Origin of the sequence: Thermococcus kodakarensis KOD1 (genome assembly GCF_000009965.1) — an archaeon.
GTDB lineage: Archaea > Methanobacteriota_B > Thermococci > Thermococcales > Thermococcaceae > Thermococcus > Thermococcus kodakarensis.
Genome location: NC_006624.1, coordinates 1,192,334 through 1,211,752 on the forward strand (window position 1 = coordinate 1,192,334; position 19,419 = coordinate 1,211,752).

Here is a 19,419-nt window from a genome sequence, read left to right on the forward strand (position 1 = left end):
TCAACCCCTCCTCAGGTTCTCCTCAATCTTCCCCAGAACAGGACTCGACCGGACGACCGGCTTGTCCTCCTCATCCTCCTTAGCGTCCTTCAACGCTCCAAGCCTCTTCAAGTGCCTGAACAGCTCATCGAACCAGCCAACCTTATAGAGATAGTACGCAAAAGCCAGGCCAATGCCAATAGCGTAAACCTTCCACGACAGCTTAGGCCTCGGCAGAGAAAACCGCTTCACCCTTTCACCCTTCACCTTCTCCCCTTTCGTATCCCCCGAGTTCACCTGGGGGATTTTGGGTGAATCACCCTTTTTCACCTGGGGATTCTTGGTGATTTCGGGGGATTCACCCATTTTCACCCTATCTCCCCCACTTTCACCCGGGGATTCTGAGGGATTCCCCTCAACATCCCCCGAAACCACCTTAGAATCACCCTGAGAATCCCCCGATTTCACCCTTTCTCCCTGCTCATCCCCATGTACCTGCTGAACCTTAAAGCCTCCAAGAAGCTTCTGCTTCTCCTCTTCAGGAAGCTTCAGAAAGTCCTCGTAAAGCATGACCCTCTTAGACCTGCAAACCGAGCACTGAGGCTTCTTAGCCCTGCTCCAGAACCTATGACCACACCTCAAACAGATGTAGTACTTCCTCTCGCCATCACCCACCGGTCTCACCACCAGAATCCCCCAATTTCACCGGGGGATTTTGAGGGATTCACCCTTTTTCACCCGGGGATCCTGGGTGAATCCCCCTCAATCACCCATTTTCACCCTGGTGATTTAAACACTGAACCAGAAAAATGGAGAAATCTCCCGAAACGGGAGATCACCCCACCAACTTCAATCTATTAGCCTCAACCTCCGCAACTCTCCCATGAGTCATAAGATCCCGTAGGACCTGCACCACCTTCTCCTTTGGATAACCCTTCTCCACCATAGCATCCACCACAGTCCCCCAAGGAACCCCATTCGGGAACCAAGAAGAGGCTTCCCTCAGAAAACCAATCACCCTCTCCTGAAGGTCCAGCACATCACTCGGCACCCCAACCTCGAGGATGGCCAAGTCATACTGATCCGTCTCAGGATCATACGCAATCATCCTGATCGAAGACTCAAAGAGGTTCACCGCTCTCTCAACATCAACAGGCTCCACCGTCTCACTCAACCTCAGCTTAGCAAAGGCCTCCGCGATCCTCATAAGGCCATTGAAATAACGCAGATTCAGCGCGATTTTCCCGCTCTTATACTTCTTCCTTAACTCCTTGAAGCCAGCCTTAATGGCCTCCTTAGCCTCCTCCGAGAACCTCGGCCTCAAACTCCTCGCATAAACAAAGAACTTCCTCAGCAGGTCCTCAGGTATAGGTCCCGCTGCTCCAGCATCGTTCACCTCCATCACGTAGTCCAGGACATCATCCCCCTCCTGGTAATCGTCCAGGACGACAAAAGCCAGGTCAAAGCGATTAAGAAGCGTCGGCGGAAAGTCAATCTGCTCAATCACCGTCTTATCCCGGTCAAACTTCCCACCCTTTGGGTTAGCAGTCGCCATGATCGTCGTGTCAATCTTGAGGACCACGTTAATCCCAGCCTTATTGATCGGGATAAGCTGCTGCTCCATGGCCGTGTGTAAAGCCTTCCGCTCATCCTCTTTCATCTTCTCCAGCTCATCAATAAGGCATACTCCCCCACTCGCCAGGACCAGCGCACCGCCAACGATCATCCAGTCCCCCTTACTGACCTCGTTCCTCTTAACCGTCGCCGTAAGGCCAACGCCACTCGACCCGGGACCAGAGGTAAAGATCGCCTTAGGCGCAACCCTCTCCACGGCCCCCAACAGCTCAGTCTTACCACACCCAGGATCACCAACGAGCAAGAGGTGAATATGACCCCTCGGCTTCGCCTGAGTCGGGACGCCACCAACAATAGACACAGCCGCACCCAACTTCTCCCTCTCCAAGCCGTAGAGATTCGGCGCAATCGAAGAAGCCACCACAAAAGGCAGCTTATCCCCATGCACCCTCGCCAGCTCCCTGACCCTCCTCAGGTCCTCCTCGCTCAGCTCCTCAACCGACATGGCCTTGTCCAGAACCTCCACATGATTCACCTCCAGAACCCGCTCATAGACCGGAAGATCATCCTTCTTGTAAACACGCTCCCGAACAATAGCGCTCAACCGAACCCGCATACCACCCTTCAGAATCCCAGCCTGAGGACCAATCACGTAAGCCAGCCTCTCCGACGGCTCACCACCACTCAAATCCTCAGGCGAATCCTGCACTTTGAAAAACTGGAAGTCCAGCTTATCACTCTCCTCCTCGAGCAGTTCAACGTTCCTCGAACCACAGGCCTCACACCTCTTCGGCCTTACCAGAGGCTTCAAAGGCTGCTGCAGCCTCGCCATCCTCGCGCCACAGTCCAAACACACGAACACCGCCTTCCTGTAAAACGACCGGACATTACTCACCCCAGTAACTAGACCCTTGATCTCAACCAGCTTCCCAACATGCTCCGCCCTAACATCCTCAGGCTTCAGCTTATCCCTAAGATTCGTGAAGTGAACCGACCACTCCCCCCTGACCTCGACCATCAGGTCCTCCTCAACGAACCGCCTCAAGGCATCGTTGAAGGCCTTGATGGCAACAACAGGACGCTCGACAACGGCCTCCGCCAGCTGAGGCAGGACAGCATTAAGCTCCATCCAGTCCACAACAATAAACCGATCCCTCGAACCCGTCAAAGCCTCCGCGATCCTATCCCTGTAAAACTCCCTGAAGAACTCACGAGCGAGATTCACCAAGTCCTCATGATCCTTAGCCTTGGCCTCCTCCAGCTCCCTGAGCTTAGCCTCAACCTGAAGAACATTCAGAATCTCCTCCACTGCCTCAGGCTTCAGCTCATAGTAGGTAATGCCGAGCTCCTTGTCCTTCACCTCGAGGACGTTGGTCTTATCACGGCGAAGAACGGATAAAGCTACTTTTAAGGAACTGTGAGTATATGGCTTAGGTAAATGGCTGTTGTATTCTTCCATTATCTCCTTCAACTTTGTTAAGCTGAGTCTCCCATTGGTCCAGAGAACATAATAGGGTAGGGCTTCAACAGTTCTTTGTAGATTAAACGCTTTCTGGATTAGGTTTAGAAACTCGATTACATTCCGATACTTTTCGGTTACCTCAGTTACATTCCGATACATCTCATTTGTAACGCCAGAATTGTCTTTATTTTCCGAAATCTCGCCTGTAACGTCTGTAACTTTTGTTAACATCTCACCCTCTCTCTCTCACTCATTCTCTCTCCCTCCCGCATGATTTTGAAAGATTTTTGCAAAGAAAAGAAAGCATGGTCAGGACCTCTTCATCTCGTCCCTGAGCAGGATCCCGAAGGAGATCCCTATCATGCTCCCGAGCATGAAGCCGAAGAGGAAGAACACCCAGTCCATACCCTATCACCTCCGAAAGGGTTAAGTCCGCAAAAACCGAAAGGGTGTCGGGTGGTAGAATGGCCGAGGATAAGGTTGATTTTGAGATACCTGAGACTCCCAAGGAGTCTCCAAAGGCCGTTGATAGGGAGTTACTGGAGACTTTGAATAAGGCGATAAAGGCTGTTGAGCGGCTTGGGGACAGGTATTTTGATGTTAGGGAGAAAGATATTACCTCCCGAAAGGAGCTTGAGCTGGAGAAGTACCGATACTGGAGCAGGACGGTTATCACTTTATCAATTCTTGCGATAACTCTGATTAGTGGGGTTCTGTACCTTGGTAATGAGAAGGTTCTGAGTAACGAGGGTGTTTCGTTTCTTCTTGGCACTATAGCTGGGTACCTGTTCAGCATCCTTGGCGGGCTTATCAGCGGCGGGGTTGTGAGGGAGAAGCGAGCTGAGGAGTGATTCACAGTTCCTCTAGGCATCTCTCTATCACCTTTATTGGAGTTAGGATAGTAGTTTTGACGGCCTTTCCTGTGGCCTCAACGGCTCCTGGAGCATATTTCTCTATCAGAATCCCGAGCAAGAGGCCGAGGCCTACCTTTTTGATGTCGTCCATTCTCTCACCTCTCCATCAGCCTCTTCAGAAACCTGTGAACCATCTCGCCGTGGTTGTAGCGTTCGGCCTTGTCCAGTGGAAGGAGAACTATCTTCCTCCCGTCGGCGAGCTTTCTCCTCACGGCGAGGCCTCTCTCGACCTTCCAGACGAGCCACTTCACCCGCGTCTTGACCACGTAGAAGACGGGAACGCCGAGGTAGTTGCCGAGGTCCTCGAGGAAGGTGTATTGAGGCTCATCAAAGATGGCGTAGCCGTCGCTCTCCTGGAGCTGGTGGCGGTTTTTGACTTCGAGGAGCGCTATTGGCATGGCGTTCTTGAAGTCCCAGATGATCATGTCCACGTCGAAGACGCCGATCCTGGTGATGCCATACTTCTCCTTGGCCTCCTGGACGAGGTCTGAGAACTCTTCGTGTGCGCTGAATCCCTGAAGCTGGTTGAAGATGGCGCTTATGGTCTGCCTCCTTACTTTCCTGATCTCTCTGCTGGTCGTGATAAGGTTCCTCCTGTCGCCGTCGTTGGTCATTCGACATCCCTCCTTTCCGGCCTGAGCATGGTCGTGATTTCGTACCGGTAATGTAGTACGCTACCAGCCTGCGAGCGGAGATACTCTAAAAGTAGCTCATCAGAACCGAGGATTGTCACTCCGTCGTACTCCCAGCACTTTGTTATTTCGTTGAACTTGTATCTGATGACAACCCACTCCGTCATGCTACCACCACCGCCGACGGGAGAGCATTTTTGACAAGCTCGATGGAGTCCTCGGGGACGTTGAGGATGACCGCGATGTCGTCCTCGATTGTAGTGATTTTCTCGACTTCAACGGGGACGATGATTCTAAGCTCCTCGATTCTCTGGAGAGCCTTGGAGAATTCCGAGAGCTGGGAAACATCAAAATAGAGAACGGCGCGGGTCATGCTCTCACCCCTGTTTCTTCTGGAAAGTTCCTGAGCTGTTCAAGCTCTGAGAAGCTGAAGCGCCTCACTCCAGTCTCCTCAACCGCGAGAATGCTTAAATCACTCTTTCCAGCCTTACTCCTCCTGACCTCGAGGTTGAGGTCCCTGACGATCTTCTCGATGTCGGCAGAGGTCGGAAGATCTCTCACGTGAACCTTCTCCCCACCCCTGAGGAGAAGATCCACCTCGATGTGTTCTCCGCCGCCGTAGAGGCTGTTCATGATGACGATCTGTTGAACTTCAGAGAGATCTACGAGCCTGATCTCAAACTCCTCCGCGAACCTGCCGAGAACCGCCAGCCAGCTCATTCCCTCACCCTCCCGAGGTTTTTGAGAGAGTAGCTCGAAAAAGGAAAGCTCTGTTTGACGATGAAGCGAGCCGTTCTCTCGGCTTCCTCCCGCGTCTTGGCTTGGATTATTATCTCGCGGTTTTCTCTCCCGTGTATTCTCACAAGCCATGCCTTGAGAACGGGTTTTCTCCCGCGCCTGCTCATGGTCTCACCTCCTCGAGAATGGCCGTTATCATCCTGACCAGCTCTTTCACATCTTCAATCTCTTCATCAAGCACCTCCGCCTTGAGGGCGTCTTCAAACAGCTCCGGAGGGTACATAGTGTCATTGTAGCCATACTTCCCTTCCTCTATAGCCACGTCTGCAACGAATTCCCTGGCTTCCCTCAGCCACTCCTCAAGCTCAGCCTTTTGCGATTGCAAGAGTTTCCTGAGCTTTTCCTCAAGGTCAGCAGTCATGCCCTCACCTCCTCACCAGTCCCCACCGACGTGTTTTGTGTCGTAGAACTCGATTTCGAGGAGTCCGTGCCTTATGTCGATGAGGACCTCCAGGTTGCGCTCCTTTGCGAATGTGAGGATTCTTTCCAGGTCCTCCCGGTACAGCTTTGAGGCATGTACCCTCAGCACGTAGCTGTCGTCAGCAGGCCAGTAGTTGTTGCCAACGCAGGGAGTCAGACCCATATCACCGAGGTAGCGGTGTAGATCCTTCATCAACTCCAGAACCTCCTCACGCCTCATGGTCTCACCCTCCTGTAGTAGTTGCGCGGCCTCTTAGGGTGTGAGGCAGTTTTCTCCCGTTTCGGGAGATTTCTCCAGTTGTTGGCGGGGATGAATTCCCTGTACAGGTCGGCCGGGTAGAAGAGGCTGTCCTCGTCCAGGACCCAGTCGGCTTCGTCGAGCTTCTTCATGGCTTCCTCGAGGGGAAGCTCCCTCAACTCAAACACCGAGACAACGCGCATTGGCGACACCTTGACATTTTTGTCAAAAATGTCATTAATGTCATCGCAAATAAGGTTTGTGGTAAAAATGTCGTCATTGTTTTTGATGTCATAATGTCATATATGTCAAAAATACAAAACCGTTAGGTATTTATGTCAAAAATGGCAAAATGTCTTAGGTGGTGCTCGTGGCGAAGGTGGACAACGTCGAGATTGTTGGAAGGGTCAGCGCGAATGGGAGGGTTGTAATCCCGAAGGATATCCGGGATCTTTTGAACATAGAAGATGGAGACTTTGTGAGGCTGGTGATCACAGAAGTCATAAAAGTGCCAAAATCTGCTAAAACAGGATCAAACAACAAGAAGAAGCGATGAGGCCAAAGTCTTGAGGTTGTTCCGGTGGAGGGTTAGGTTTATTTTTCTTTTGTGAGTGCGTAGAGTAGGCCGAGGAGGAGGATTATCGCGAGGAGTGCGTTGAAGTCTTTTTGTTCTTCGGCGATTTTCTTTTCTTTTTCGAGGATTTGTGCGAGTTCTATGGCTTCGTCTCTGGTTATGGTTCCTGCTCGGAGTTTTTCGGTTAGTTCTCTTCTTCTTTGGACTTCTTCGAGTGTTAGTTTAGTCATGATGCTCACCTCTTATGATGCGGTTTTCGAGGTTTGCCAATTCTTTTTCGAGGGTTGTGAGAATTAGGGTGGGGAGGTCGTCTAAGCCTTTTTCTACTTTGCTCATTCTTTCTTTTAGGTCGAGGATGTTCTTGTTTATGTTTTCTATTGTCTTGTTCATTTTGTCGAATTGTTCGGTGTTTTCTTTTATTTTCTCTTCGTTCCTTGCTGAGCGTTCTCCGAGCTGGTAAACCCGTATGATCAGGAAGGAGATTATTATGCCGAGAACTGTGTTTGCTATTTGGGAGATGTCAATGTTTATTGTCGTCATTTTTGGCACCGTTCATTATTTGGTGCTTCTTAAGAAAAACTTTTATCCAAGAATTCTCAATGAATTTTGGCGAGGTGATGAATTGTGGTTGGTATAGTCTCGTATTGGCAAGAGAGGTGGTGGGTTCTTGAACTTGTGGGAATGGTCTCATTGCCTGGTGTCATCTCGGGAGCGGTGGGAGCGTCTTTGTGGATGCTGACTGGGAACTTCTGGGTTTCAGTCCTTGTTGCTGGTGCTCTGTTGTTTTTCTTGACGCCTCCCTTCGAGGAGGAGGCCGTGAGATTCTTAAATAAGAGAACGAGAGGGATTGCAAGGGAAAAGGTTTCTAGTGTTCAATCCAGCATTCAAGATGTGGTTAGGTCTGTAAAGGAGGAAAGGCCTGAGAACGATCCTGAGCGTAGGGAGTTGGAAGAGCTTCTTCGAAAGTTTAGGCGGTATGGTCCTGAGGCCTTGACTTGTAATGAATTCATGAGGTTGAAGTATTTGTTGGGAAAATACCGGCCGGGGGATGAAGATGTACTTCTCTTGGCGATGTATGCTGTGGGAATGTTAGTTGGGTACAGGTGTTTTGGGAAGGGGTCTAAGACTTGAGAGTTGTTCTGGTGGGGGGTTAGGTTTGCAGTAATTTTTTATTTTCGACAGATTTTTAATGTTCTTTGTTGAGTTTTTATTGGTGGGAGAAGTGGGGAAGAGGAAGAAGCGTGCTGTTGTTCCTGCTGCTGTTCATCCGAGTGTTCCGGGTATGGGGACGATTACGGTTCAGCGTACTACGTCGGTTGAGATTGTTATTTCTGGTCCTCGGCCTTCTCCTGAGGAGGTGGATAAGTTGATTAAGGAGAAGACTCTTTCTCGTGAGGATGCTCTTGAGTTCTATGAGTCTTTGGTTGAGGATATTCGTGAGATGTATGGGACTGCCGATCTTGAGGAGCTTGAGAAGATGGCTATGGAAAGCGAGGATTTGTGGCTTGAGGAGCATGTTTGGGATCTGAGGATGTACCACGCGCTCAAGGGATGAGCTATGGATTCTGTTTTTGAGGTTCATTCTCGGCCGTTAGAGTCAGATGAGGATGTGTCCTCTTGGATTCGGGGGAAGGTTAGGGAGATTGTTGCTGATGTGGAGATGTTTAAGCGTAGTGGTGTTGTGAGGGATTATTGGATTGTTAGTGCTGATGGTATGTTGGATGTGAGGGGTGTTTTTCGGGATGGGACTGTTTTCGCTCTTCGTGTGAGTTTTATGGTTGAGGATGTAAGCTTGGGGAAGATTGTGTTTTGTGATGTTAGTTTTTCGTGGGTTTCTCCTCATGAGAAGACGCGTAGGGTGCTTAGGAATGTGAGGGATTTGGGGAGGGAGTTTAGGTCTGTTAAGTTTAATCGTGCTTTTTCGGAGAAGGAGGGTGCTTCTATTTTGGTTCGGTGGGACAATAAGCCGTATCATTCTGAGGCTGGGAGTTGGCCTTTTCACAAGCATTTTGGTGGGAGGAAGGTTCCTGCGAGTAGGTCTCAGGAGCAGTCGGTTGGCGGGTTTTTCGAGTTTGTGAAGGTTCATTTGGGTAGGTAATGGGGTTGTTCTGGCGGTGGGTTTCACGTTCTTTTCGTCATGTGTCGTTCCTGGTCGGAGGTCCTGCTGCCGAGCTGCTGCAGGACCAGGACAAAAAGAAGGCACGAGCGGGCTTTTTTGGTGTTCTTTTCTGTACTTTACGACGGGTGTCGGGTTAAAGTTGTTCAATTCGTAAGGCTTTTAGGCTAAAAATTTATAAAGTCTGGTGGGTGTTTTCGTCATGGTAAAATCGTCTGGTGTGTCTGGACACTCCTATGCTGGGGAGCGGGAGCAGGCTGGAGCGCGGAAGCGGAGGAAGCCGAGGCGCCTTTCACCGCGTCTGCACATTACGCTACCGCCAGAGATATACTGGAAGGCCAAGGAGCGCTGGGATAACGTGAGCCGCGTGGTTGCGAGCTTGCTTGAGGTGGCTTTGTCTGAGGATTTGACGGTTGAGGAGGTCGTGACGGCGGTTACGCTTATTAGGAGCGGCGCTTTGGTGGTGAATTCGCCTTTGGGTGCGGGGGTTGCCGAGCCTGGTCAAAGGCGGTGGACTCAAGATCCACTCCCGCAGGGGTTCCGGGGTTCAAATCCCCGCCCCCGCACCACAGAAACTTTGCAGTGCAAAGTTTCATCAAAGAGTGAATGTCCTTTTTAAACTGCTGAGTTTCAGTGATTCTCAATTGCCAATTGGCAATTCTCAAGGGGTTTGCTCACAATATAACGCCCAAAGGGCGTTAAAAAAGAAGAAAACCAGTATTTCTTTGCTTGTTCATCAGGAGAATCTACTTCTCAACCAATTTCACAAAGACATTCAATCTTTTGGTGAAGCTTTTTCTAAAAGCTTCAGCGCTGGCGGAAAATTACGTGCCTCCCATACAAGGTTCAGATTCTAAAAGGGTTTTTTACCCGCTTGCTTCTTTAGTGAGTGTTTCACTGTCTAAGGCGCCTTCGGGCGCCAATAATAAAGTTGAAACTAATTGAAGAGGGATGATTTTAAGATAAAACCCATCGAAACTTGCCCCTTGAATAGGGCACAACTGGCTTTTTGCTCTTCACAAAGAAAGGGAACACTTTTGGTCAAGCTTTTTCCAAAAGCTTGTTCGCCTGCGCGAAGTTTGATCAAGGTTTGTGGTTTCTTTTAGAATTGCCCCACTACAAGGATTTTCACAATATAAGAGCTAAAAGTGAGTGAATTCTTCAGACATGCCAACTGGGAAGGAGTTTCTAACACCCTGACGCCCTACGGGCGTCGATTAAAAAGCAAACTCACACCGAGAACTCTTACTAAAATCGAATTCGCACTCATACAGCGAGCTCCTGAATGAAAATCTCCCCAGAACCGCCTTCTAATCAAGAACCACGAACTTTGATGAAACTTTGCTTTGCAAAGTTTCAGCGCCGCTTTCACTGTCGTTCAAGCGTCCTTGAAGGATGGCGGAAGAGTAGTATGCGTTTTTAGCGAGCTGACTTTTGAGTGGGTTTACTTATCGAGTTGCCAGACTTACAGGATTTTCTCACCGTATAGCGCTCGAAGAGCGCTAAAAAGAAAGTTCGAAATCACAATTAACGAGAGATTTTTAAGAGCAAACCCACACGCGAACCTGCTTTCTAGGGGAGCATACGCTTACAAGAGAGGCAAATTCAAAGAGAAAGATAAAACTAAAACGAAAAGCTCAGTAGTCTATCTCTCCCCTCTCCTTCAGCTCTCTGTACATCCTCCAGGTGATCACGGGCTTCTTTGCAGCCAAAACGTCATCAACTCTCCTGACGGCGGTGTTGTGGGGTGCGCTCGTGACAACTTCCGGATTGCTGTATGCCTCCTCGCTGATCCTCTTGAGAGCCTCAACGTATGCATCAAGCTCCTCCTTGCTGACGGTCTCAGTCGGCTCTATCATAAGCGCTTCATGGACTATCAGCGGGAAGTAGATGGTCGGCGCGTGCATGCAGAAGTCGAGTAGCCTCTTCGCAACGTCAAGGGCCTTAACGCCCGTCTCCTTCTTCATCGGCTCTGCTGAAAAGACAGTCTCGTGCTTTCTAAGCTCTTTGCCTGGGAGTTCGTAACCGCGAGTTCCCTTGAGCTTCTGGGTAAGGTAGTTGGCGTTGAGAACGGCGACTTCACTGACCTCTTTGAGCCCCTCCCTTCCCATTATCTTGAGGTAGGTCAGGGCCCTAACAATAACCGCAAAGTTGCCGTAGAGCTCCTTTACCTTGCCTATGCTCCTCGGAACGTTGTAGTCGAGGTAGTAGCGGTCGTTCTCTGCATCGTAGCTTACGAGCGGGACGGGGAGGTAGTCCTTGAGGAAGTCCTTCACTCCAACGGGCCCGCTTCCCGGGCCGCCGCCACCGTGGGGAGTCGAGAAGGTTTTGTGAAGGTTGAGGTGAACGACGTCGAAGCCCATGTCCCCCGGCCTTATCTTTCCGAGGACGGCGTTAAGGTTGGCACCGTCGTAGTAGAGCAGACCACCTGCTTTGTGGACTATCTTCGCTATCTCAAGTATCTCGTCCTCGAAGATGCCCAATGTGTTCGGGTTCGTTAGCATTAACCCTGCCGTCCTCTCGCTGACGGCGTTCTCAAGGGCCTCAAGGTCAACCGTTCCGTTCTCGTTTGAGGGTATCTCTATGACCTTGAAGCCGGCCATGGCTGCGCTTGCAGGGTTCGTTCCGTGGGCGGAATCAGGAACGAGCATCTCCGTCCTCTGGGTCTCACCGCGGTCAATGTGATAGGCGCGGATTATGGAAACTCCAGTGAACTCGCCGTTCGCTCCGGCAGCCGGCTGGAGGGTGAAGCGGTCCATTCCAGTTATTTCCTTAAGCCACTGCTCAAGCTCCCACATTATCTTGAGCGCTCCCTGGACGGTTCCTTCGTCCTGATACGGGTGCACATAGGCAACACCTGGATGGGAGGCTATCTCTTCATTGATCTTGGGGTTGTACTTCATGGTGCACGAACCGAGCGGGTAGATACCTGAATCAACGCCGTAGTTCATCTCGCTCAGTCTGGTGTAGTGTTTAACAACCTCGGGCTCGCTCAGCTCCGGGAGGTTGAGTGGGCTCTTCCTCCTCAGCTTCTCAGGAATATCGACATCAACGTCCTCGATGGGCTTGGGTAGGGTGTATCCAATCCTTCCGGGACGGGAAAGCTCAAATATAGTAGGTTCATCCCATTTTGCCTGGTGGAACATCTTCATCACCTCACAGCTCGGCCTCTCCTATTATCTCCCGAAGGGCATCAACGAGACCATCGACCCATTCCTTCCTCGTGGTTTCGGTAGCGGCGAAGAGAGCGGTCTCCCCAAGCTCCTGGAAGTGTTTTCCGATGTAGTAACCGCCGTGAATGTTCCTCTCAAGGAGCCTCTCGTGGATCACGCTGTACGGAACCTCAAACCTTACCGGCACGTCCTTGAAGTTCACTCCGTCAAAGACTATCTCCCCGACCTCAGCCAGGCGCTTCTTCAGGTAGGCAGTGTTCTTGAGTATGACCTCGCCGAGCTCCCTAACGCCCTTCGGGCCAAGTGTAGCGAGGTGTATGGCCGCTGCGACGGCAACGAGGGCCTCGTTGGAACAGATATTGGAGGTGGCCTTAGCGCGCCTTATGTGCTGCTCCCTCGTCTGGAGGGTCATCACGAAAGCCCTCTTTCCGTCCGCGTCCTTTGTCATGCCTATTATCCTTCCTGGCATCTGCCTAATCAGCTTCCTGTCGTTTCTGACCGCAAAAATTCCAGCCCTCGGGCCTCCGAAGTTCATCGGGTTGCCGAAGTAAGCAGCCTCGCCAACGACTATATCAGCCCCAAGCTCTCCAGGTGCCTCGACAATTCCGAGGATCGTGGGGTCAACGCCAACCACGAACAAAGCGCCAGCATCGTGGGCTATCTCACCGATTTCCCTTATGTTCTCCTCAAGCAGGCCGAAGAAGTTCGGCATCTCGATGTAAACGCCGGCGGCACCTTCAACCGCTTCCTTGAGCTTCTCGATATCCATCTGCCCCCTCTCGTCCCAGGGAACCTCAACCGTCTCAAGGCCCGGGCCGGCGGTGTAGGTCTTGAGGACAAGCTTCTTCTCGGGGCTGAGGTGCTTCGGAACGACGAACTTGTTCCTCTTCGTCACGCGGGCTGACATCAGGGCGGCTTCAGCCATTGCTGTTCCCCAATCGTACATCGAGGAGTTAACAATGGGAAGGCCGACGAGTTCAGCTATGAGGCTCTGGTACTCAAAGAGGGCCTGAAGCATACCCTGGCTTATCTCCGGCTGGTAGGGAGTATAAGCGGTGAGGAACTCGCTTCTCTCGATAAGGTACTTCACGTGGGCCGGGACATAGTGGAAGTATGTTCCCGCTCCAAGGAAGCTCGGCATCTCAAGGACTGTCTTGTTTTTGCTCAGCGTCTCATTGAGCTCCGTGAAAACCTCGTACTCGCTCTTACCCTCGGGAAGGTTGAACTCCTTTACCATTCCTTTTGGAACGTCCGAGAACAGGTCTTCAATCGAGGAAAAGCCGATTTCCTTCAGCATTTCATCTTTATGGGCTGAGTTCGGGATGTAGTGTTTGCCCATACTTATCACCTTCTAAGCTTTTAAATGCTCATTGAAAGTTGGTGCAGGATAATATATGCTTTGTGGCATGATGGACTGAATTAGGGATATGGACAAAAAGCGACATCAACATTACCCTATCCACACCAAAATAGTTTCAAAAAAGTTAAATCAAAATCGAAAGATCACCCGCTGACACCAACGTCCTCGAAGAACTTCTCCATGAGACCAGCGACGGCCCTGATGTCGTACTGCATGGTCTCGTAAACCGCCCACTGAACCTTGCTGTACTCCCTTCCGTCGAGGGTCTTGAAGCCGCTCGGAGCGTTGACGTCGAAGTTGGCATGGAGTTCGATGTTCCTGATGGCCCAGCCGTCAACGTCGTCGTCAAGCCAGTCGTCCTTATCAACGTGGGTGTAGATATAGACGGTATCCCCTGGAACGGTGACGCTCGTATCCACCAGCGGGTTTGGATCCTGAGCGTAGCGCGCTATGAGGTTCCAGTTCTTGTCGTATATCTCGACGTAGCCGAGGGTCTTGAAGTAGGCGTTCTGCATGTCTATGTCCTTGAAGACAATGGTTATCGAACTCGCTCCAAGGAACTGGAGCTTGAGTATGCTCCAATCACCCTTCTTAAGCTCCTTCGTCCAGAAGTAGCTTCCGAGATGGCCGCGCTCGCTCCAGAGATTGATGTCCTTCCCTGTGGAATAGAGCATGTAGCGCCAGGCGTTGTGGGCTATCATGTCCGCGTAGGCCCAGGCGACGCCGTGGGAAAGATCCATATGACCGTTCTCGTTGTCTGCAACGTAGATGTCCTCACCGATTATAAACCTCTGCTTCTCCTGGGGTATCTGCCACCACTTTATGGGCGTGAGGTCGAGGGGAACGCGGTTGTTAAGGATGTCATCGGCGACCGTCGGAGAAATATCGTTTTCAACGAAGTCGTGGGCCTCTTCCGCGTAGCTGAACTCGTCGAGGGTCTCAAAGAGGTGCGGAGTAGTATGGGCTATGAGCATGCTCATGTCCTCAAGGATGTGGACGGCCCTTCCGAGGTAGAGCATGGCCTCTTCCTTCTTTCCCTGCTTCCAGAGCTGAACGGCCTGATCGTAGAGCTGCTGGGCCATGTCGGCGGCGGAAGACTTTCCGTCGCCAAAGAGGTCAACGGTTATCAGCTCGGCGTGATCCATAGGATCCAAGAAGTGGTACTGGCTCTGGAGGGTGTACACTTTCCCGTTGAACGTTATGTTCCCACCGCGCCAGTCCTCGTCGTAGGCGCCGTAGAGGAGCTGATCCTTGTACTGCATGAGGATAGCGCCGAGCCCCGGGTTGTCTGCATAGACCGCCTCGATGGCCTTGTATGTCAGCTTCTGGTGGACGTTCATCGGGTCGTCGAGGGTTGGGCCGTTGGTCGGCCACGCACTTACAAAGCCTAGATTACCGAGGAGTAAAGCCAGAACCGCCAGGGCTTTAACGGCCTTCATTTTATCACCTCGAGATTTTATGCATGGCGGATACAGGAGATAGGCCTAAAAAATTAACGGCGCTCGAAATACTTTTAAAAGTGGCTGGCCCTTCCAAGATGTTATGAACAGGAAGAGGGTCACCGTGATCGCGATAGTTAGTCTTATCCTAACAATAGCCCATCTTTCCTTGGGATGCCTGGGAACTTCCAAAAACAACCCTCATCCCCAGACTGAACAAGTACAGTGGATAGCTGATGGCAAAATAAGCAGAGGCGAATACACAGTAGAAAAGAACGTTGGTGAAATGTCCCTTCACTTCCGCGTTGAGAACGACACACTCTACGTCGGAATTTCCGCGGAAACCCATGGCTGGGTGGCAATTGGTTTCGGCGGCGGACCTGGAATGAGGAACACAGACATAGTGATAGCATATGTTCTCCCCAACGGGACTGGTGAAATAAGCGACTCGTACTCGACGGGCTTCTCTGGACCGCATAATCCCGACACGTTCCTTGGGGGACACACCGACATACTATCTTACGGCGGACGCGAGGACGAGAACGGAACCGTTGTTGAGTTCTCAAGACCGTTGAATACTGGTGACGGGTATGACTACGTTATACCCACAGAAGAGTCTTTCAGGATCATCTGGGCCTACGGGCCGACAGACGACTTTCAATCGATGCACATAAAAGCAGGTCACATTTACGTAACGCTGGAGGAGGATGGGAAATGATAATCGCCTTCGACTTCGACGGGACTCTTGCCGATACTTATTCATGCATCGAAGATGCTTTTAAGCGTGCTCTAGAAAAGCGCTACCGCTGGCTCCCCGGAAAAGCCCTCTGGGCGAAGCTGCTCACCAAAATAGAGTTTCAGTTCGAGAGGCCAACCTTTGGAAAGCACAAGGGCAAAATTAAGTCCCCATTCTTCATGAGAACGAAGTTCTTTGAGACCTGGTTTGAGGAAAGGGCCAAGCTTAGCAAGCCGATTGACGACGCACCGGAACTCCTGAAGAAGCTTAAGGAGCAGGGTCACACTGTAATTTCCTTCTCGGCCGAAGACTTCATTGACGGAATGAAGGTCAAAAGGCTGAAGGCGATGGGGATATACGACCTCTTTGATGACGTCATTGTATTCGGAAGGGATTTGACGATAGAGGAGGCATTCAAGCTGGTGCGCGAGAAGTATGGCGACGATATCTTTATCTGGGTTGACGACAAGCCGTGGCGCTTCATAGGGCACGGCGATGAGAACACGGAATACGTCTGGTACTACTTCCCCATTACGGCGAAGTTCGTGGAGAAGAAGCGAGAGATGCTGGCTCTAATACCCCACCTCCACGTGATAAGGGATCTGTGGAGTCTGTTCGATGTAATCAAAAACGTCGAGAGGCAGAGGAGAAGTGCCAAAGAAAAAGCATAAAGTATTTTATTCTCTTTTTCCTACTTATTCCTAGGAGATGCCCATGACCAATCCTCTAAAAAACAGGGTATTGATCCTCCTGCTGGTGCTGTTCGTGGTGATTACAGTACTATCAACAACCCCCTGGATGAACAAGATATCAGAGAGCATAAGATCAGCGGAACCAAATGTAACAGCCGTTTACATTGGAACCACAGCCCCCAACGGAACGTGGCAGTTCAAAGTAGAGGATAGGGTACTGACTGACTGTGTAGTGGCTTACGTTTACAACTACACCCCCCCTGGGAAGCTTGTTGTTTATGAGCTGGATTCTAAAGCACTCAAAGTAATTAACCCCTCCGAAGAAATACCTTCGTCCGAGTGCAAGGGAGAGCTGATATATGGATACCTCACTGCGAACTTCACGAAACTTCCTGAAACGTTAACCATAGACGTTTGGGTCGGAACAACCTCAACAAACGATGGGTACATATACTTCCGCCAGATTGGCGACTGGATGTTCATAAACGGCTCATACGTTGGATATAAAGCTCCCTCCCTAAGCAACAACTACATGCTGATGCCCATCAAAGAACTGGGAAAAATAACGAACTCGACCGGGATTCACGTGGTCAATCGCCGCTGAGGTACTCCAGAGTGTCTTCAACAAACTCGTCATAATCTTCTTTTTCAGTTTCCTCAAGTCTCAGACGAAACTCCTTACCCAGCGACCATCTTATAGCAACGTCCCCCTTGTTTGTCTCAGCAATGATAAGTCCAAACGGGGCGTCACCCATCCAGTGATGCTTTGAAAAACCCACTTCAAACCCCCGCCTTCTCAGTTCCTCAAGTATCGTCTCATAAGTTTTTGAAGGATTGTAAGGACTTCGAGCGAACCCAATGTAGGCCATCTTTACTCACCCCTGTGAAATACTGGTCAGAAGTTAAAACCTTTTCGGTTCCCCTAACAAAACTTAAAAGCCAAAGCACAAACTTTCTACCATGAAACCAAAACCTCTACCAGAGAAAGCACTAAAACTGGGAAAGAACGTTATCATAGCCGACGTTCACCTCGGCTACGAAATAGCGATGGCCAAAGAGGGGTTCTATCTCCCCAGGGTCTTTCACGACGTTGTTAGGAATTTGAAAAACATCATACAAAGGGAAAAGCCGAAGGGGCTGATAATAAACGGGGACTTCAAGCACTCATTTGTTCCTGAGTGGCGGGAAAAAACAGAGCTCAGAACTTTTCTCGAAGAGGTGTCTCCCCTGGTATCAGAGATAGTCTTAGTGAGGGGCAACCACGACGTTGGCGTTCTTTGGCTGAAGGAACTTGGGGTTGAGATTGTGGATGAACTTGAAATTGGAAGATGGAAGCTCGTTCATGGGCACAAACTCGTGGAGGGTGAGAACTTCATAATCGGGCACGAACACCCCGCAATAAGACTGAGGGACGAGGTTGGGGCCGTTATCAAAGTGCCTGCGTTTCTAATGGGGAAACATCTGATAGTCCTGCCAGCGTTCAGCCCTTGGGCCTACGGCAACGATGTTTTGAGGGAGATCGTGTCCCCTTTTTTGAAGTACAGACGAGAGGACTTTAGAGTTTTAGTACCTGTGGGCAGGGAGGTTCTCGACTTTGGAACTCTATCAAAACTTCAGGAAGCCCTAAAAAGGCTGTAGCAAAAGGTTTAAACATCGAAGGGCAGAATAAAATGGAGGTCGCGAAGATGAGTCTCATAACGTATATCGCGTTCTTCGCCTACGCCCCGACACTCGCCATACTATGGTACTTTTACCACAAGGACAAATATGAGCCAGAGCCAAAGAGATACGTAGTGGCAACGTTCCTACTCGGAGCCACTCTGTCAGTCGGAATCTCATATATTCTTGAAAGCGTGCTCACTATAGGGGGGATAATAAAGCCGATCCTACCTGCAACGGCCTTTTACGTTGCGCTAGTGGCGGGGATTGTAGAAGAGCCCGCAAAGGCACTCGCAATAAGGTACCCCTTCGCGGCGGGCCAGATAGACGGCATTATGGACGGGCTTGTCTACGGTGTCGCGGCAGGCCTTGGGTTCGCCGCCACTGAGAACTTCCTCTACGGACTCGGCTGGGGAGTGGGAGTCACAATAGCGAGGGCTTTCTTAACACCATTTGCTCACGCCACGTGGAGTGCCATAGTAGGCGTGGGGTACGGGCTGGTGTCCGAGGGAAAAGCGTATTCAACGGGAAGCTTTCTGATCCTGGCAATGTTCCTGCACGCGATCTGGGACTATTTCGCGTTCCTCAGCGCTGGAATCCCTGCCTACAATCTAGTACTTATATTCCTTATCCTGCTCAACGCTGCAATACTGCGCTACTTCCTCATGCTAGCCGAGATGGAGGAGAGAAGCAAACTCTGGTACTACCTGTTCAGGAGGGGTATGCGGTGAAGGGGAAGGAAGTCCTAGATGAAGCACTCTTCGAGGCGAGGCCTTACGTCGAGTACTGGGATCGGCTTAAAGAGCTAGTTGAAAAACTGTGGGAAGAGGCCACTGATGAAAAGAACTTCATCGAGCTTCTCAATGAGGAAATGGAGAGGGCAAAGGAGCCGTTCAAGACTGACCTCAAAATATTCCTTCAGAAATTTACGGCGTTGATAAGCGGATGAACGGAGGTGAGCCCAAATGAAGGGCTCACGAGCGGTTCTAGGGGCTCTCATAATTGGATTAGTTGTCCTTGGGGGCTACCTCTACACCCAGAGGGCCAGTGACCACTCGCCTCAAGTAGACACCAGTAGAGCACAGATTTTAGCCTATCTCGGCGGTTTGGACTGCTATTCCTATCATGAAAACATCACCACAATCATCGGGGACGAAACCATTGAGTCCTCAATAAATGGGAGCAGGATAAACGGGACGTACTACTTTGAGGGCCAGCGCTCCGGACTGCACTGGTACGCCGTTGTCATCAACAACACGCTGAAGGAGCGTATCATGACAAACGGGACCACGAAGGACGTTAACATCACTCTCTCAAAGGACGAAAGGGCCATGTTCTTATCGGTTGATCCAGTTAAAATGGGTCTTCAGGCCGTCGGGGTGGGAAAACTTGTGGAAAAGAATAAGGACAAAATTACATACGCCTTTGAGATAACTCTGTCACCGAGCACAGACTTCAAAATGAACGGCACTGTTACCGTCCTCTGGGATGGTGGAAGGGTCACCAAACTTATATTCAACGTGGAAGTGTGGACACAGGGAAGACAGAGTGAAAATAGAACAATTATCGCAGCAATAAAAGAGAACTGTGTACAGCCCAAATGGCTCAAAGAACTATCCCCATAGTTTCTTCTGGATTGTCAAAGACCATTA

Annotated in this window: 29 protein-coding genes and 1 tRNA gene; 13 read left to right on the forward strand and 17 right to left on the reverse strand. The window is 50.6% G+C overall.

Annotated features, from left to right (window positions below):
- Both TK_RS06755 and TK_RS06760 read right to left on the reverse strand, forming a co-directional pair.
- Complete coding sequence (locus TK_RS06755; protein WP_011250311.1) at positions 1–666, reverse strand: hypothetical protein; 666 nt, start codon at positions 664–666, stop codon at positions 1–3.
- 148 nt (positions 667–814) lie between these two features.
- On the reverse strand, positions 815–3,247 hold the full coding sequence (locus TK_RS06760) for an AAA family ATPase (protein WP_011250312.1): 2,433 nt from the start codon (positions 3,245–3,247) through the stop codon (positions 815–817).
- A 233-nt stretch (positions 3,248–3,480) separates the two neighbouring features.
- Between TK_RS06760 and TK_RS06765 the strand changes: the two genes are divergently transcribed.
- A complete protein-coding gene (locus tag TK_RS06765) occupies positions 3,481–3,867 on the forward strand; it encodes a hypothetical protein (RefSeq protein ID WP_011250313.1) in 387 nt (128 codons plus the stop codon).
- Position 3,868: 1 nt separating this feature from the next.
- On the opposite strand, the gene TK_RS12045 is transcribed toward TK_RS06765, so the two are convergent.
- Genes TK_RS12045 through TK_RS06805 form a run of 9 tightly spaced genes read right to left on the reverse strand, consistent with a single transcriptional unit; the run spans position 3,869 to position 6,221 of the window.
- On the reverse strand, positions 3,869–4,021 hold the full coding sequence (locus TK_RS12045) for a hypothetical protein (RefSeq protein ID WP_011250314.1): 153 nt from the start codon (positions 4,019–4,021) through the stop codon (positions 3,869–3,871).
- Between the two features lie 4 nt (positions 4,022–4,025).
- The gene (locus TK_RS06770) at positions 4,026–4,544 is read right to left on the reverse strand and encodes a hypothetical protein (protein ID WP_011250315.1); all 519 of its coding nucleotides are present in this window, start codon (positions 4,542–4,544) and stop codon (positions 4,026–4,028) included.
- A complete protein-coding gene (locus TK_RS06775) occupies positions 4,541–4,729 on the reverse strand; it encodes a hypothetical protein (protein ID WP_011250316.1) in 189 nt (62 codons plus the stop codon). The genes TK_RS06770 and TK_RS06775 overlap by 4 nt, the downstream gene beginning before the upstream one ends.
- Positions 4,726–4,935 (reverse strand): hypothetical protein, encoded by a 210-nt coding sequence (locus TK_RS06780; RefSeq protein ID WP_011250317.1) that lies wholly within the window; start codon positions 4,933–4,935, stop codon positions 4,726–4,728. The genes TK_RS06775 and TK_RS06780 overlap by 4 nt, the downstream gene beginning before the upstream one ends.
- Positions 4,932–5,282, reverse strand: a complete 351-nt coding sequence (locus TK_RS06785) for a hypothetical protein (protein WP_011250318.1) — start codon at positions 5,280–5,282, stop codon at positions 4,932–4,934. The genes TK_RS06780 and TK_RS06785 overlap by 4 nt, the downstream gene beginning before the upstream one ends.
- Positions 5,279–5,467 carry a hypothetical protein gene (locus TK_RS06790; protein ID WP_011250319.1) on the reverse strand — a complete coding sequence of 63 codons (189 nt, stop codon included), beginning with the start codon at positions 5,465–5,467 and terminating at the stop codon, positions 5,279–5,281. The genes TK_RS06785 and TK_RS06790 overlap by 4 nt, the downstream gene beginning before the upstream one ends.
- Entirely contained in the window at positions 5,464–5,721 is a 258-nt protein-coding gene (locus tag TK_RS06795) for a hypothetical protein (RefSeq protein WP_011250320.1), read from the reverse strand. Before TK_RS06795 ends, TK_RS06790 begins: the two co-directional genes overlap by 4 nt.
- Positions 5,722–5,733: 12 nt before the next feature.
- Positions 5,734–5,973 (reverse strand): hypothetical protein, encoded by a 240-nt coding sequence (locus TK_RS06800; RefSeq protein WP_143598696.1) that lies wholly within the window; start codon positions 5,971–5,973, stop codon positions 5,734–5,736.
- A 23-nt stretch (positions 5,974–5,996) separates the two neighbouring features.
- A complete protein-coding gene (locus TK_RS06805; protein ID WP_048053723.1) occupies positions 5,997–6,221 on the reverse strand; it encodes a hypothetical protein in 225 nt (74 codons plus the stop codon).
- A gap of 161 nt (positions 6,222–6,382) precedes the next feature.
- Between TK_RS06805 and TK_RS06810 the strand changes: the two genes are divergently transcribed.
- The gene (locus tag TK_RS06810) at positions 6,383–6,574 is read left to right on the forward strand and encodes an AbrB/MazE/SpoVT family DNA-binding domain-containing protein (protein WP_198407735.1); all 192 of its coding nucleotides are present in this window, start codon (positions 6,383–6,385) and stop codon (positions 6,572–6,574) included.
- 38 nt (positions 6,575–6,612) lie between these two features.
- Here the strand turns inward: TK_RS06810 and TK_RS06815 are convergent, their stop codons facing one another.
- The gene (locus tag TK_RS06815; RefSeq protein ID WP_011250324.1) at positions 6,613–6,822 is read right to left on the reverse strand and encodes a hypothetical protein; all 210 of its coding nucleotides are present in this window, start codon (positions 6,820–6,822) and stop codon (positions 6,613–6,615) included.
- A complete protein-coding gene (locus TK_RS06820) occupies positions 6,815–7,132 on the reverse strand; it encodes a hypothetical protein (RefSeq protein WP_048053724.1) in 318 nt (105 codons plus the stop codon). Before TK_RS06820 ends, TK_RS06815 begins: the two co-directional genes overlap by 8 nt.
- 84 nt (positions 7,133–7,216) lie before the next feature.
- Here TK_RS06820 and TK_RS06825 point away from each other — a divergent pair, with 84 nt between their 5' ends.
- From TK_RS06825 to TK_RS06840, 4 genes are all read left to right on the forward strand, one after another.
- Entirely contained in the window at positions 7,217–7,723 is a 507-nt protein-coding gene (locus TK_RS06825; RefSeq protein WP_011250326.1) for a hypothetical protein, read from the forward strand.
- Between the two features lie 82 nt (positions 7,724–7,805).
- Complete coding sequence (locus TK_RS06830; RefSeq protein ID WP_143598697.1) at positions 7,806–8,147, forward strand: hypothetical protein; 342 nt, start codon at positions 7,806–7,808, stop codon at positions 8,145–8,147.
- A 3-nt stretch (positions 8,148–8,150) separates the two neighbouring features.
- Entirely contained in the window at positions 8,151–8,690 is a 540-nt protein-coding gene (locus TK_RS06835) for a hypothetical protein (RefSeq protein ID WP_011250328.1), read from the forward strand.
- Positions 8,691–9,189: 499 nt separating this feature from the next.
- Positions 9,190–9,277 (forward strand) — tRNA-Leu (locus TK_RS06840).
- 1,068 nt (positions 9,278–10,345) lie between these two features.
- On the opposite strand, the gene gcvPB is transcribed toward TK_RS06840, so the two are convergent.
- The 3 genes from gcvPB to TK_RS06855 form a co-directional block, all read right to left on the reverse strand.
- Positions 10,346–11,854: an aminomethyl-transferring glycine dehydrogenase subunit GcvPB gene (gene gcvPB, locus TK_RS06845; RefSeq protein WP_011250330.1), complete on the reverse strand. Its 1,509-nt coding sequence runs from the start codon at positions 11,852–11,854 to the stop codon at positions 10,346–10,348.
- Positions 11,855–11,864: 10 nt separating this feature from the next.
- Entirely contained in the window at positions 11,865–13,220 is a 1,356-nt protein-coding gene (gene gcvPA, locus TK_RS06850) for an aminomethyl-transferring glycine dehydrogenase subunit GcvPA (protein WP_011250331.1), read from the reverse strand.
- A gap of 164 nt (positions 13,221–13,384) precedes the next feature.
- Positions 13,385–14,680: a phospholipase C gene (locus tag TK_RS06855; RefSeq protein WP_011250332.1), complete on the reverse strand. Its 1,296-nt coding sequence runs from the start codon at positions 14,678–14,680 to the stop codon at positions 13,385–13,387.
- A gap of 103 nt (positions 14,681–14,783) precedes the next feature.
- Here TK_RS06855 and TK_RS06860 point away from each other — a divergent pair, with 103 nt between their 5' ends.
- From TK_RS06860 to TK_RS06870, 3 genes are read left to right on the forward strand one after another with little or no spacing between them, the layout of a single operon-like run.
- On the forward strand, positions 14,784–15,398 hold the full coding sequence (locus tag TK_RS06860; RefSeq protein WP_011250333.1) for a DOMON domain-containing protein: 615 nt from the start codon (positions 14,784–14,786) through the stop codon (positions 15,396–15,398).
- Positions 15,395–16,087, forward strand: coding sequence for an HAD family hydrolase (locus tag TK_RS06865; protein WP_011250334.1), 693 nt, complete (start codon positions 15,395–15,397; stop codon positions 16,085–16,087). Before TK_RS06860 ends, TK_RS06865 begins: the two co-directional genes overlap by 4 nt.
- 37 nt (positions 16,088–16,124) lie before the next feature.
- Complete coding sequence (locus TK_RS06870) at positions 16,125–16,712, forward strand: hypothetical protein (protein WP_158298053.1); 588 nt, start codon at positions 16,125–16,127, stop codon at positions 16,710–16,712.
- Here TK_RS06870 and TK_RS06875 read toward each other — a convergent pair.
- A complete protein-coding gene (locus tag TK_RS06875) occupies positions 16,699–16,977 on the reverse strand; it encodes a hypothetical protein (protein ID WP_011250336.1) in 279 nt (92 codons plus the stop codon). The genes TK_RS06870 and TK_RS06875 overlap by 14 nt on opposite strands.
- Before the next feature lie 91 nt (positions 16,978–17,068).
- Here TK_RS06875 and TK_RS06880 point away from each other — a divergent pair, with 91 nt between their 5' ends.
- Genes TK_RS06880 through TK_RS06895 form a run of 4 tightly spaced genes read left to right on the forward strand, consistent with a single transcriptional unit; the run spans position 17,069 to position 19,392 of the window.
- A complete protein-coding gene (locus tag TK_RS06880; RefSeq protein ID WP_011250337.1) occupies positions 17,069–17,746 on the forward strand; it encodes a metallophosphoesterase in 678 nt (225 codons plus the stop codon).
- Positions 17,747–17,793: 47 nt separating this feature from the next.
- On the forward strand, positions 17,794–18,498 hold the full coding sequence (locus TK_RS06885) for a PrsW family intramembrane metalloprotease (RefSeq protein WP_011250338.1): 705 nt from the start codon (positions 17,794–17,796) through the stop codon (positions 18,496–18,498).
- The gene (locus tag TK_RS06890; protein ID WP_011250339.1) at positions 18,495–18,716 is read left to right on the forward strand and encodes a hypothetical protein; all 222 of its coding nucleotides are present in this window, start codon (positions 18,495–18,497) and stop codon (positions 18,714–18,716) included. The genes TK_RS06885 and TK_RS06890 overlap by 4 nt, the downstream gene beginning before the upstream one ends.
- A gap of 16 nt (positions 18,717–18,732) precedes the next feature.
- Complete coding sequence (locus tag TK_RS06895; RefSeq protein WP_011250340.1) at positions 18,733–19,392, forward strand: hypothetical protein; 660 nt, start codon at positions 18,733–18,735, stop codon at positions 19,390–19,392.
- The last annotated feature ends 27 nt before the right edge of the window (positions 19,393–19,419 follow it).